The organism is Kordiimonas lipolytica, assembly GCF_042651265.1.
In the GTDB taxonomy this organism is placed as follows: Bacteria; Pseudomonadota; Alphaproteobacteria; order Sphingomonadales; family Kordiimonadaceae; genus Kordiimonas; species Kordiimonas lipolytica.
Window position 1 is genome coordinate 492,291 of sequence record NZ_JBHSCR010000014.1, and the last position, 13,006, is coordinate 505,296.

Here is a 13,006-nt window from a genome sequence, read left to right on the forward strand (position 1 = left end):
TGGTTGCTTGAAGGCTGCCCCCTTGTATCATAGGTTCCTGAGCACTCAAGCCTGAACTGGGGCAAATCCATCAGGTGCGGCAAAAAAGTAAGGGAGCATCGCGGCAATGTCGAATGACGACACGCCAGCTGGCGCGCCATCAGGCGCACGCAACGTCTTTGAATATAGCGTCTCGGAACTTTCGGGCGCCTTGAAGCGTTCGGTTGAGGACCAGTTCGGCTATGTGCGCGTGCGCGCTGAGCTTTCAGGCGTCAAGCGCCCGGCTTCAGGGCATCTCTATTTCGCGCTGAAGGATGATAAAGCCGTGCTGGATGGTGTCTGCTGGCGTGGTGTGGCTGGGCGCTTTGCCTTCAAGCCGGAAGACGGACTTGAAGTCATCTGTACCGGCAAGCTGACAACATACCCGGCGCGCTCCAAATACCAGATGGTGGTGGAGCATATGGAGCCCGCAGGCGCGGGTGCGCTGATGGCGCTTCTGGAAGAACGCAAGAAGAAGCTAGCGGCTGAGGGCCTGTTCGATCCAGCGCGAAAGAAGCCGATTCCCTACCTGCCGCAGGTGATTGGTGTGGTCACGTCACCTACGGGCGCAGTCATCCGCGATATCCTGCACCGCCTGAATGACCGTTTCCCACGCCATGTGCTGGTCTGGCCTGTGTTGGTGCAGGGCGAAGGTGCCGCGGACCAGGTGGCCAATGCGATCAAAGGGTTCAATGCTATCGACGGTTCGCGCGACATCCCACGGCCGGACCTTCTGATCGTGGCGCGCGGTGGTGGCTCGATCGAGGACCTGTGGTCCTTCAACGAAGAAGCCGTGGTACGTGCCGCGGCAGAGAGTGATATTCCGCTGATATCCGCCGTGGGGCACGAAACTGACACCACGCTGATTGACTATGCGTCTGACCTGCGCGCGCCAACGCCGACAGGGGCGGCAGAGAAGGCCGTGCCGGTGCGTGAAGACCTGCGCTTCACGGTGGCAGACCTTGGGCGCCGCCTTGCAGGACTAAGGGTAACCATGCTGCGGGACCGGGAAGAACGCCTGCGCGGCCTTGCCCGTGGTCTGCCAAGCCCGCGTGATATCCTGGGGCTGGCGCAGCAGCGCTTCGATGATCTGTCGGACCGTTTGCCGCGCGGTCTTGTGGCGGCTGTGCAGCAAAAATCCATTCAGCTCAATCGTCTTGTGGGCGGCTTGAGCGTGGGGCGCTTGAAGCAGCTTGTGACCTTCAGGGGTAAGGAACTGGAAAGCACATCAAAACGGTTGACGCCAGCCTATGCCCGGAAGCTGGAAGATCTGGGATCGCGCCTTGCAGCCAGTGGCCGGATGCTGGACAGCCTGAGCTATGAGCGGGTGCTTGAGCGCGGCTACGCACTGGTGGAGGACGCAAGTGGGACACCGGTTTCGAAAGCGGCAAGCCTTGCTGCAGGGGATCAGGTGACCGTGCGCTTCGCGGATGGCACCAGCGACATGCAGGTTCTTGGTGGCGACGCGCCCAAGCCGGTTCAAAAGCCGAAGCCTGCGCCAAAGAAAAAGCCTAAAGCAAAAACGCCGGGCGGCGATGACCGACAGGGCTCGCTACTTTAAAAATCGGCGGCAAATGCCCAACTTTTGCCGTCTTCACAAGAGAAACAGGGTCTCATGATCAAGATTGTCCAAATATGTGTTGCCGTCCTTCTGTTCACCGTGCTGTCGCCGCTCGTGCACGCGGTTGAGCTGCAGGGGCAGCTGGTGCAGGGCGGCCTTGTTTGGGGGCAGCTTTCCCCAGGCAGTGAAATGAGCCTTAACGGCGAGCCCGTGAAGGTTGGCCAGGAAGGTCATTTTGTTTTCGGCTTTGGTCGGGATGAGGGGCCAACGGCATCGCTTGTGATCCTGCACCGCGACGGCAAGCGCGAGGAACGTACGCTCAGGATCGAGAAACGCGAATTCGATATCGAACGCGTTGACGGCCTGCCGCCCAAAACGGTTACGCCGCCGCCTGAATGGCGCGAACGCCGTAAGGTAGAAACCGGGAAGGTGCGTGAGGCCCGCAGCTTCCTGGCGGACAATATGCATTGGTCGCGGGGGTTCATCCGGCCCGCTGAAGGTCGGCTCTCCGGCTTCTACGGCAGTCAGCGCATCTTGAACGGCAAGCCCAGAAGCCCCCATTACGGTCTGGATATCGCGGGGCCCACTGGCACGCCGGTCCATGCCCCGGCGGGAGGTGTTGTGCGGCTCGCAGTGCCTGATTTTCTTCTGGAAGGCGGTATCGTGATCATCGACCACGGGTTTGGCGTTACCTCCACCCTGTTTCATATGAACAGCGTGGATGTTAAAGAGGGCGCCTGGATACACCAGGGTGACCTGATCGGCACCATCGGAGCCACCGGACGCGCGAGTGGCCCCCATGTGGACTGGCGGGTGAACTGGAAAAATGTGCGGCTTGATCCGCAACTACTGATTAGTGACAGCATCGAGGACTAAAAAATGAAAAAGACAATCAGCTGCCTTGGATTATTGCTGGCGGCCTCAACCGCAGCCACCGCGCAAGACGATGAAAGTCTTGCGATTGACGGCTATGTCGGCGTTCTGAGCGACTATCGCGATAGGGGGCTGAGCCTTTCTGACAAGGACCCTGTCCTTGTGGCCTCCGTGGGCGCCTTTCATGATAGCGGTTTTTACGGCGGCGTTGTGGGTGGCATCCTTGGGGACGGCTTTGCCGGCGAAACCAAGGCCGAGTTTTATGCCGGTTACCAGATGGACACCGGTACATACATCTATGATTTCTCGGCAGAGCTCGACAGCTTTCACGGTGATGGCAACAGTCGTTTCTTCCCCGAGTTCAAGGCAACCATGGCGCGGGACTTTGGCCTGGCCTTCATTCGCGGCGGTGTAGCTTACGCGCCGGATGGCCGCTGGAGCGACCCAGACCGCGACAGCTTTTATGTCTACTCGGACCTTGAAGTGCCGATCCCATCCGTGCCGGAACTGACGCTTATCGGGCGACTTGGCTATGACATGCGGCAGGACCGGTCGAATGTATGGGACTGGGGGCTTGGGGTCAGTGCGTTCATCGACAATGTCGAGCTCAGCATCATGTATGAAGACAGCGGCCGTGAGCATGACCTGGGCGAAGGGGCCTTGGTTTTTGGTGCGCGCTTCTATTTCTAGTCTGAGCAGTTAGCTGGCGGCTTTGGAGCGCATGCTTGCGAGCGTGCGCGACGCCGGGAAGCGCATGGTCACCGTTGTGCCCACACCTTTTTCCGACGCGATGTCCAGTTCCCCGCCGTGCAGTTCCATCAGGCTTTTCACCAGTGGCAAGCCAAGGCCTGTGCCTTCGTGGCTGCGTGTCATGGTTGATCCGGCTTGCCCAAAGGGCGTCAGGGCGATCACCACTTCGTCCGGGCTCATGCCGATGCCGTTGTCTTCAACCGCAACATAGAGGCAGTTGTCCTTGTCAACTCCCGCCCGCATGTTGATATGGCCATTCGCATTGGTGAATTTGGTAGCATTCCCAACTACGTTCAGAAGGACCTGCTTAAAGAGCCGCCTGTCCCCGTGCAGGATCGGTAGGTCTGCAGGAACATGAGTTTCCAGAGTGATGTTTTTGGCTGTAACCCTTGGCGTCATCAGTTTGGAGATATCGTCAAGTAATGCGCTGATATCGACCGGCTGTTCCTTCAGGACAAGTCGGCCCGATTCCACTTTCGACAGATCGAGGATATCGTTGATGATATCGAGAAGAAGCTTGCCGCTTTCATTGATATGGTCGACATATTCTTCATATTGCGGCGCGCCCAGCTTGCCGAAGACCTCATGTTCCATCATCTCTGAAAAGCCGAGGATCGCGTTCAGGGGCGTTCTGAGCTCATGGCTCATGTTCGCCAGGAATTCTGATTTGGCCTGGTTGGCCGCTTCTGCCTGAAGCATGCTGCGCTTCAATGCCCGGTTGTGGCGCTGCTGCATTACCAGAACGGTCACCGCCGCAATGGCCACCAAAAGCGCGAGTGCGATGGCAAGCCGGGTGTAGGCTTCTTCGGCGTCCGCGAGTGCTGCTTCGGCTTTTTGTTTCGCCAGCATGGTCTCCAGGCTGGACCGCAAATCTGTGATGCTGCTCTGGAACTGATTGAACTGGGAGTTCAGAAGTTCCCGGCGCGCTTTGTTCAGGAGCTCAAAACCTTCTTCATATCTGCCTTCCGCCTGAAGAATATAGGCGCTGGTGAGCATGTCCTGCCCGCTGGGGCCATCCTGGCTGTAGTCGGGGTGCTCCTTGTAGAAGTCCTGTACCATCTTCTGGTAGGATTTGGCGGTTTCTGCGTCTCCCAGTCGGGCGTAGCTGACAGCCAGCAGGTCATAGAAAGAGGTATCGAAGCCGGAATCGCTTGAATAATTGTTCAGCGCTTCCTTTGCCAGCGTTATGCTTTCTTCGTAGTTTTCCTCGTCATAGGCAATCCAGGCAAGGCCGAACAATACATAATAGTGTCCGGAGTCCCGACCGGTTTGCTCAATGACTTTCTCAAGGCCCCGATAATACTGCTTCGCAAGCTGGTTTTCTTTCAGGTTATTCAGTGTAGAGGCGATATTGAAAAGCGCGCTTTCGCGGTCAAAGGCAATGCCTTCTTTCTCGGAAATCTCCAGCGCGTTGCTATAGTTTTCGATAATGGCGTCAATTTCATCTACGCCCGAATATGTATAGGCCAGCACCAGATAGGCCAGCATGCGCATGCGGTTGCCGCGCGGTGTGTCGGGCAGCGTTTGTGCAGCCTGCGACATGGTGGAAAGCCCCTCCAGGAAGTTGCCCAGCTCGGGGCCTAGGATTGCCAGCGTTGCATCGGCGAAAAAGACGCCAAGGTCATCGCCCTCTTGCTCTGCAAAGGCCCGGGTTTCAAGAATCTTGTCGCGTGCCTGATACAGCTCGCCTATTAGTGAAAGGTAAGTGGCGTGAGCCAGGTCGCCATAAATCTTGAGCTCCGTATCCTTCAGTTCGGCAGCCAGCGCCTGAGTCTCCCGCGCCGCTTCTTCAAGTCCATCAGGTTCCGCGATGTCCATATAGTGGAAGACCAGCTCTTTCAGGACCTCAGCGCGGTCATAGGGGGCGAGGTCCTTTTCAAGGCGGTTTTTCAGAAGCGCAAGGTGCAGGTGGGCATCGGATGACCGCGCGGCCACGATTTTAGGAAGCAAAGTTTCAGCACGGGCGCGGGCCTCGTCGCTCAGTTTGCTGGTTGCCAGGGATGGCACAGCCAGAATAACGATGGCCGTAAAGATCGCTGCAAGCCAAAAGCTGAAGCGTGTACCAAGCCAGGATCTAAAGAAGAATTCTGTCATCCAGCACCAAATTCCAGCGAGCCCCAAACCACCATACCTACCTGCATACACAAAAAAAGGAAATTGAAGGTTAACGTGGCCGAAAGATTCAGAGATCAGGCGGCGACATGGCGCCAGGCGGCAAGGGCCGGTTCCACACGTTCCATGATGGCGCCCCTCAGGCCCGGGGTGCTGGCCACGATATGGTCATGCAGTGGCTTTTTTCGGTTGAACAACAGGCCTTTGCCTGTACCGGTTGTCAGTTGTCCGCCTGCTTCCGACAGGATCAGGTCTGCGGCCGCCACGTCCCAGTCGTTCTTGGGCCTGAGTGTCACGCAGCAGTCAAACTGCCCGTCCGCGATCTGGCAAATCCTGAGAGCGATGGAGTTGGCCTGTTCTGTGTGCATGGACTTCGGCCATGGCTCCGGCCATATTTTTTCCGACTTGAAGGCGCATGGGTCGCCCATCATACGGGCTTTTGTCAGGTCTGATTGGCCGCTCACACCAATGTTCATGCCGTTCTTCGTGGCGCCGCGCCCTTCCTCGGCAAAATAGAAGGCGTCTTTCACCGGCGCATAAAAGGCTGCCAGAATAGGCTTCTGGTCCTGCACCAGGGCAACGGATATGCCCCAGTCGTCACCGTTCCTGAGAAACGCGCGGGTGCCGTCTATTGGGTCAACAACCCACAGGCGGCCACACCTGAGCCGCTCCGGGTGGTCTTCGGTTTCTTCCGACAACCAGCCATAGCCCGTGCGGTTCTGCATCAATGTGGTGCGCAAAAACTCATCAACAGCCATATCGGCTTCGGATACCGGGTTGTTGGGTGATTTGTCCCAGGCGTGACAATCGCGCGAGAAATAGGATAGGGCGATCCGGCCTGCCTCTTCGGTCACAGAGCGGATAAGCTTTGCATCGTCCGTGCGGTCCCACGGACAGGTATCTTCGTCAAAAAGTTCGCTACTTGTGCTCACACTCTGTCTCGGCTTGGCCTCAGCCTGGTTTATCCTGCCCCCGCGACGGTCATTCCTTCAACCCGAAGGGTCGGCGCGTTGATGCCGTAACGGAATGACAAGTCTGATGCTGGCACAAGATGCCTGAACATTTCCTTAAGGTTCCCGGCAATGGTGAATTCGCTGACAGGCTCCGCGAGCTCGCCATTCCTGATGCGGAAGCCCGCGGCTCCCCGGCTGTAGTCTCCGGTCACGCCGTTCACGCCCATGCCGATCAGTTCGGTCACATAGACGCCATCCTTGATGTCTGCGATCAGGTCCGACGGGCTCACCTCACCGGGCGCCATATAAAGGTTGCTGTGCGAAATGCCGGGTGCCGAAGACGTGCCGCGGCTCGCGTGCCCCGTGACCTCAAGCCCTAGCTGGCGTGCGGTGGCGGAATTCAGCATCCATGTCTGCAGGATGCCGTCTTCCACGATGGCACATTCGCCGACACTTACACCTTCGCCATCAAACATGCGCGACGAAAGCCCGCGTACCTTCAGGGGATCATCGATTATGGTGATGCCAGTGGCGAAAATCTGTTCGCCCATCTTGTCCTGCAGGAAGCTGCTTTTGCGCGCGATGGCACTGCCGTTCACGGCGCCGGAAAGGTGGTTGACGAAGGATTTGGAGATGCGCGGGTCGAAGACAAGCGGCATGCGGCCGCTGGCCATCTTCTGCGCGCCCAGGCGTTTCACTGCACGCTGGCCGGCTTCTGTGCCTACCCAAGCGGCGCTCTGAAGGTCGCTGAAATGCCGTGCGCTTGTGAATTCATAATCGCGCTCCATGCCCGTGCCTTCCCCTGCGACGGCGGAGGAGGAAATGGAAAAGCTTGACCCCTGATAGTGGCCGGAAAAGCCATGGCTGGTGACAAGCGAAATGGCCCAACTGCTTGTGCCCGCGCTTGCGCCTGAACTGTTGGTGACACCTTCGACCGCACGGGTCGCGTCTTCCGCTTCGCGGGCCAGGTCTGTCAGCTGTTCGGCGGAAACGTCTGTGGCGTCATAGAGATCCAGCTCCGCCAGGGGGCCGGTGTGCAGCCTGTCCTCGGGTGCCAGGCCGCAATATTCGTCGTCCGGCACGGCTTTGGCCATGGTCACCGTGCGTTCCACCAGTGCCTTCAGGCTGGCCGGGCGCCGGTCACTTGTGGACACCATTGCCTGCTTCTTGCCAATCATGACCCGAAGGCCGATGTCTTCGCCTTCCGACCCGTCCACATCCTCCAGTTTGCCCTCGCGCCAGGACACGCTTTTCGACCGGGCATCGACCGCGACGGCATCGGCGGCATCGGCACCCGATTTCATCGCGCTTGAGACAAGGTCCTGAAGCAGGTTGAGGGTTGTATCGGTCATGAAAAATCCTTGGGAAATAAGATCAAAAACATGGCCGACACTAAGCCATAGAACGCGCTGGCGTTCAATGTTGTTTTGGGCTGTTTTAGGTTGATGCGGGCGAAAAGCCTACACTAGGTGCTCTGCGAAAAACGCCAGCGTGCGTGCCCAGGCAAGCTCGGCGGCCTCTGCGTCATAACGGGGCGTGGTATCATTATGGAAACCATGGTTCGCGCCTTCATACATATGCATAGTGTAGGCCTTATTGTTTGCCTTAAGCGCCGCTTCATAATCCGGCCAGCCCGCGTTCACGCGTTTGTCCAGTTCGCCAAGGTGAATAAGGAGCGGGGCGTTAATGTTTGGCACGGCCTCGGCGCTCACGCCGCCGCCATAAAAGGGCACGGCCGCCTTCAAGCTGGGCACTTCCGCGGCAAGCCGGTTTGACACACTGCCGCCGAAGCAGAAGCCCACACAGCCGACATTGCCGGTGGTGTTGGGGTGTTTCTCAAGGAAGCTGACCGCGGCCTTGAAATCCTCGACCATCTCGTCGCGGTCGCGCTGGCGCTGCATCATGCGGCCATCGTCGTCATTACCCGGATAGCCGCCAAGCGGATAGAGCGCGTCAGGCGCCAAGGCCACATATCCCGCAACCGCCAGCCGCCGCGCCACATCGCGGATATAAGGGTTCAGGCCGCGGTTTTCATGGATCACCACCACGCCGGGACGGGGGTTGGTGTCGCAGGCGTCAATGGGGCGCACCAGATAGCCCATCATGGTGCCCGCCCCGTTCGGGGACGGGTAGAGAATGTCTTCGCCCACAATGCGCATGTCGTCTGGCTTCACCTGTTCGGCCAGCGCATAATTCGGGAGCAGGCTGTTCGCGAGAGCCGTGACCGTGAGGCCGCCGACGGCGAAGCGGCCCAGCCGGTTCATGAAGGTGCGGCGGTCGATAAAGCCGTGGGCATATTTGTCATAAAGATCCAGCACTCCCTGCTGTGGTGTTATCTGGTCGCTCATTGTTCTGTCCTCCCATCCCTGTCTCGAGGGGTAGCATATCATACAATCCCTGATATGCGGTACGGTGTCGCGCATGGGTCTGGATCAGCCAAAAAGCTGGAAAATCTGCGGAAAATGGCGTATGACGCGCCCCAACCGGCTCCTTGGGGTGCCAGAAAGCTAACGTGCGAGCGATGAAGAAGAGTGACCAAATGAAACTGAAAACAGCTACAGGACGCCGGTCTGAACTGTTGATGCCTGCGGGCAACCTGGAAAAGCTGAAGGCTGCTGTTCTCTATGGCGCTGATGCGGTTTATCTGGGCACGCCGGATATGAGCCTGCGCACCAAATCCGCTTTCTCGCTCGAAGACGTGGTTGAAGGTGTGAAGTTCGCGCACGAACACGGCAAACGGGTTTACCTCACGCTCAACCTCTTCTCCCATAACAAGGACATCACCAAGCTGCCGCAATATCTGGAGACGGTACGCAAAGTGGCGCCTGACGGCCTGATCGTGGCAGACCCCGGCGTGTTCATGTTTGTAAAGGAACAGGCGCCTGAGCTTGAACTGCATATCTCAACGCAGGCGAATGTGTGTTCCTGGCAGTCGGTCAAATTCTGGGAAGACCTGGGCGCGGGGCTTGTGGTTCTGGGGCGTGAAGTGTCGTTCGAGGAACTGAAGGAAATTCGTGAAAAATGCCCCGGCATCAAGCTTGAAGCCTTTGTTCACGGCAGCATGTGCATGACTTATTCGGGGCGTTGCATGCTCTCTAACTTCATGGCGGAACGCGGCGCCAACCAGGGTGCATGCGCCAATTCCTGCCGCTGGAAATACAAGGTGCATATGCGCCTGAAGGACGGCACAGTAAAGGAACTGCCGCTCACTGAAGAAAACCTGGAGCTGTTTGAATTCCTCATTGAGGAGGAGTACCGACCGGGGGACCTGCTGCCGATTGAGGAAGACCAGCGCGGCACCTATATTCTGAACAGTAAAGACCTGTGCATCATGCCGAAGCTGAATGACCTGCTTTCCATCGGCGTCGACAGCCTGAAGGTCGAAGGGCGCGGCAAAAGCCCCTACTATGTGGCCATGGTGGCGCGGGCTTACCGCATGGCGATTGATGCCTGGTACGAAGACCCTGAAGGCTGGTCCGCTGACCCATTCATGAAAGAGCTGACCACCGTGCCATCGCGCGGCTACACGCTGGCGTTCCACGACGGGCGGCTCACGAACTATGCGCATGGGTTCGAAGATACCTACACGCTTGCGGACCATGAATATGCGGGTCTTGTGGAAGACGTGACCGACGATGCCTTTATCGTACGGGTCAAGAACAAGCTGGTTGCGGGTGATGTGGTGGAGTTTGTGCCGCCAAGTGCGCGAGAGCCCATGCTCCTTAGGGTCTATGAGTATGAAAATGCCGAAAACGGCAAGATCACCACAGAGGTGCACGCGGGCAACACGCCGCTTATCCGCCTGCCGTTTAATCTGTTCGATCAGGAGACAGTGGAAAGCTTGCAGGCGGATTTCCCACCCATGACGATCCTTCGGAAAGAAAAGGCGTTGACGGACGATCAGTGGGCGCGCTTGAAGCTGGACGCCGAGGCGAGAGCGCTTGAGCAGGGCCGGGGCAATGCAGCGGTGTATGAGCAAAAGCGTGGGGCGCTGCAGGATGCGCTGGATGAGCGCCGGTCGGAACTGCGCCTCCGCACACCGCGGCGCGGTACTGAAGGCTGTTGCGGCAAGGGCTGTAATGGCTGTCTGGTGTTCTGGCACGACGACAAATACGCCAAGGCTCGCGAGATTCTGGCGAAGAAAAAGCAGGGTGAGATGCTGGCCCGCAAGCTGACGGACGAAGATATCGCCGCGCTTGAGGCGGAGCAGGCCGCAGATGAAGCCCAATTGGCTGCAGGCTGACCCAAGGACGGGCAGAGTTAGGAGAGCCCGCTGGGGGCGTTATTCGCGCCTGTCCAGTTGCGGGTTGTTAACCACATATTTGGGGCTGCCGACCTGGAAAAGGATAGGCTCATCATACCCCATGGCCTCCAGCTCTGCTTGAATCCCGCGTGCCATGTCGCGCATGTTGGCGCCTTCATAGCATTGGGCCAGCATCGCCTTGGTCGGGGGCGATAAGCTTGCGGGGCTGTTTTCGGCACGGGAGGCAAAAGCAAGCCAGGTTTCCTGAGCCTTTTCAGGGCCGCCTAAATCCTGCTGTAGCCACCCCGAAAGGAAGGACACTTTCGCTTCCAGTTCAAGGGACTGCGGCATCCGGTGGAAATGATCAGCTTCCGCGTTCAGGCTTTCACGCACTTTCGCCAACAGGTTATTGGCTTTTTCAGGCCTTCTTTCTGCCAATGCCAGCTGCGCTTCAAGATAGTGCCCTTTATAAGAGGCCAGTCGCCGCTTGCTTCTTGAATTGTCCCGGTTCAGTGCTTCCGCCAGTTGCTTTTGTCCAACAGCCAGGGGGGCGACCGCCTTGTAATGTTGCCCAGTCTGAATATAGAAAGCCGCCAAATTGATATAGGCTTCACCGGAGTCAGCAAGCCACATGGTGTTTGCAGGATCTGTGGTTGTGAGCAGGTCAAAGCCTGATGCACCCGCTTCCATCAGATGCTGGCTCTCCACGGTCTTGCCCTGCTGCAGCAGCAGTTTTGCGATATATTGTTTGGTCATCAGGCCGCGCCTCTTGAACCGGAGGTTTTTCGGTTCGCGCTCTATGAGCATGTCGAATATGGCCTGCCGTTCTCTGAAGGCCTTCAGGGCAGCATCATACGCGCCCCGAAGCATGTGAATTTTGCCGAGATAATGATAGCTGCTGGCAAGGTCAACATAGGCGCGGTTGCTGTGGGGCGCTGCCTCGGCCAGTTCTTTTCTTGTGGCCAGGCTTTGTTCTGCTAATGGGAGTGCTTCTTCAATGTTGCCAAGCGGGCCAGCCAACAGGTCGGCCAAAACGCCCTGGGAATCGGCCACTTGTTCGCGGGCGTTGGCGCGCCTCTCGGCCTCCGTGTCAGGGCCGTTCGGATGAGCCGGTATGATGTCCTGCTGTGAATGAAGCCTAAGTCTCTCACGGTAGTCTGCTTCCGCGAGCTGGTAATCTCCCGTTCGGGCAGCTAGATAGCCGCGAAAGAACAGGATGATACCCATGCGAAATTTCAATAATTCCTCATCAGGCCTTTGTGCGATCAATTCACTGACAATGTCGAAAGCCTGGTCAAACTGTTCCTTGGCTTTGTCGCTGTGCCCCTGGCGGTCATAGGTCTGTCCCAGCCGCAGCATGGCACCAGTCAATCTGATAGCTTGCCCGGGAGAGAGCGTGTCAAAGTCCTGTTCGGTATAATAGTTTTTGACCTTGGTGACGATTTGTTCGGCAGATTTCAGGTGCCCAACTTTCAGCAGATCATAGTAGGCGGTTTCCAGCATGAAGAAAGCCATGCTTTCGGCGTCAGAACGCCGCATTTTCGATATTTCGCTCATTTCCTCGGCAATGGTCTGGAGCTGTTCTGCTTCCTGCCGCGCCATGCTCGCTTCATAGGTCAGGGCGCCCATCACTGACATGCCAATGAAAGCCGCTGCTGTGACTGCGATCATGTTTCTTTGTCTGTGCTGTTCTTCCCGGCGCACAAGGTCATTGAGGCCCACGCCGATCATGCCTGCCACAATCTTTTGCAGTCCCAGTTTCTTGCCGTCACCTTCAGCGCGCAGGTCGGCGGCAAGCCCTTCTGCTGACAGTCCCGCTTTTTTACCGTCTTCTGTGAAGCTGTGCAGCAAGGCTTCCGGGAAGCATTCTTGTTCGGGATTGTCCGCGAAAGGCATGCCGTCCACGATCATGCACAGGACCTGTCCATCGCCGTGAGTTTTCTTGAACTCAATGATCTCGCGATTAACGAGCTTTGACTTTGCGGCCCTTGGAGAACACAGCACGATCAGGAACTCGGATGCCTTGAGCGCTTCAGACAGCCGGTCTGTCAGGCGGTGTGCAGCGGGTAGTTCATCCCGGTCACGAAAGATGGGGGCCAGGCGTACTGGCACTTCGCCCAAGTCTGTTTTTTGGCCAACGAGGGACTTCGGAACCTTATAGGATTCGAGCGATTTCAACAGCCATTCGGCCCAGACCTTGTCGGCGTGACTGTAGCTGATAAAAGCCTTGTACCGAAATTGTGATACAGACATTGCACCCCCATGCATGTGCGTTTTTAAGCGCTTATCGGTCGACCGATAAAAACAACCTTTGCGGCCTTTTAAGGGCCTGCTGCACTTATTGATGACAGATTAGGGCGTGTGGCTCAATTCAGGATTGCGCGAAGAATGGCAGTTTTTTGCGCCATAGAGCTTATATTGTTCGTTTACCTAAAAGTTTACCTTGTTTTCTGCGGTTTTCCTTAAGGCTGACGGATAAGATGAATCAAGATAATC

9 protein-coding genes are annotated in these 13,006 nt (G+C 57.4%); 4 read left to right on the plus strand and 5 right to left on the minus strand.

What is annotated here, in order from left to right; all coding sequences use genetic code 11:
* Positions 1 to 106: 106 nt before the first annotated feature.
* The 3 genes from xseA to ACFO5Q_RS14935 are packed head-to-tail and all read left to right on the plus strand — an operon-like array spanning position 107 to position 3,142.
* Positions 107 to 1,579 carry an exodeoxyribonuclease VII large subunit gene (gene xseA / locus ACFO5Q_RS14925; RefSeq protein ID WP_068144003.1) on the plus strand — a complete coding sequence of 491 codons (1,473 nt, stop codon included), beginning with the start codon at positions 107 to 109 and terminating at the stop codon, positions 1,577 to 1,579.
* Between the two features lie 54 nt (positions 1,580 to 1,633).
* A complete protein-coding gene (locus tag ACFO5Q_RS14930; RefSeq protein WP_068144005.1) occupies positions 1,634 to 2,455 on the plus strand; it encodes a M23 family metallopeptidase in 822 nt (273 codons plus the stop codon).
* 3 nt (positions 2,456 to 2,458) lie between these two features.
* Positions 2,459 to 3,142, plus strand: a complete 684-nt coding sequence (locus ACFO5Q_RS14935) for a TorF family putative porin (protein WP_068144006.1) — start codon at positions 2,459 to 2,461, stop codon at positions 3,140 to 3,142.
* 9 nt (positions 3,143 to 3,151) lie between these two features.
* Here ACFO5Q_RS14935 and ACFO5Q_RS14940 read toward each other — a convergent pair whose 3' ends face one another.
* The 4 genes from ACFO5Q_RS14940 to ACFO5Q_RS14955 form a co-directional block, all read right to left on the minus strand.
* Positions 3,152 to 5,296 carry an ATP-binding protein gene (locus ACFO5Q_RS14940; RefSeq protein ID WP_068144008.1) on the minus strand — a complete coding sequence of 715 codons (2,145 nt, stop codon included), beginning with the start codon at positions 5,294 to 5,296 and terminating at the stop codon, positions 3,152 to 3,154.
* A 95-nt stretch (positions 5,297 to 5,391) separates the two neighbouring features.
* Complete coding sequence (locus ACFO5Q_RS14945; protein ID WP_068144011.1) at positions 5,392 to 6,246, minus strand: 3'(2'),5'-bisphosphate nucleotidase CysQ; 855 nt, start codon at positions 6,244 to 6,246, stop codon at positions 5,392 to 5,394.
* A 29-nt stretch (positions 6,247 to 6,275) separates the two neighbouring features.
* The gene (locus ACFO5Q_RS14950) at positions 6,276 to 7,619 is read right to left on the minus strand and encodes a TldD/PmbA family protein (RefSeq protein ID WP_068144013.1); all 1,344 of its coding nucleotides are present in this window, start codon (positions 7,617 to 7,619) and stop codon (positions 6,276 to 6,278) included.
* Between the two features lie 108 nt (positions 7,620 to 7,727).
* Positions 7,728 to 8,615 carry a dienelactone hydrolase family protein gene (locus tag ACFO5Q_RS14955; protein WP_068144014.1) on the minus strand — a complete coding sequence of 296 codons (888 nt, stop codon included), beginning with the start codon at positions 8,613 to 8,615 and terminating at the stop codon, positions 7,728 to 7,730.
* 191 nt (positions 8,616 to 8,806) lie between these two features.
* Between ACFO5Q_RS14955 and ACFO5Q_RS14960 the strand changes: the two genes are divergently transcribed.
* Positions 8,807 to 10,510 (plus strand): U32 family peptidase, encoded by a 1,704-nt coding sequence (locus ACFO5Q_RS14960; RefSeq protein ID WP_068144015.1) that lies wholly within the window; start codon positions 8,807 to 8,809, stop codon positions 10,508 to 10,510.
* 39 nt (positions 10,511 to 10,549) lie between these two features.
* On the opposite strand, the gene ACFO5Q_RS14965 is transcribed toward ACFO5Q_RS14960, so the two are convergent.
* Positions 10,550 to 12,763 (minus strand): toll/interleukin-1 receptor domain-containing protein, encoded by a 2,214-nt coding sequence (locus ACFO5Q_RS14965; protein WP_068144016.1) that lies wholly within the window; start codon positions 12,761 to 12,763, stop codon positions 10,550 to 10,552.
* Between the last annotated feature and the right edge of the window lie 243 nt (positions 12,764 to 13,006).

Excerpts from the sequence above, each read along its gene's own strand:
- xseA (WP_068144003.1), top strand. The coding sequence starts at position 107 with ATGTCGAATGACGACACGCCAGCTGGCGCGCCATCAGGCGCACGCAAC.
- ACFO5Q_RS14930 (WP_068144005.1), top strand. The coding sequence starts at position 1,634 with ATGATCAAGATTGTCCAAATATGTGTTGCCGTCCTTCTGTTCACCGTG.
- ACFO5Q_RS14935 (WP_068144006.1), top strand. The coding sequence starts at position 2,459 with ATGAAAAAGACAATCAGCTGCCTTGGATTATTGCTGGCGGCCTCAACC.
- ACFO5Q_RS14940 (WP_068144008.1), bottom strand. The coding sequence starts at position 5,296 with ATGACAGAATTCTTCTTTAGATCCTGGCTTGGTACACGCTTCAGCTTT.
- ACFO5Q_RS14950 (WP_068144013.1), bottom strand. The coding sequence starts at position 7,619 with ATGACCGATACAACCCTCAACCTGCTTCAGGACCTTGTCTCAAGCGCG.
- ACFO5Q_RS14955 (WP_068144014.1), bottom strand. The coding sequence starts at position 8,615 with ATGAGCGACCAGATAACACCACAGCAGGGAGTGCTGGATCTTTATGAC.
- ACFO5Q_RS14960 (WP_068144015.1), top strand. The coding sequence starts at position 8,807 with ATGAAACTGAAAACAGCTACAGGACGCCGGTCTGAACTGTTGATGCCT.
- ACFO5Q_RS14965 (WP_068144016.1), bottom strand. The coding sequence starts at position 12,763 with ATGTCTGTATCACAATTTCGGTACAAGGCTTTTATCAGCTACAGTCAC.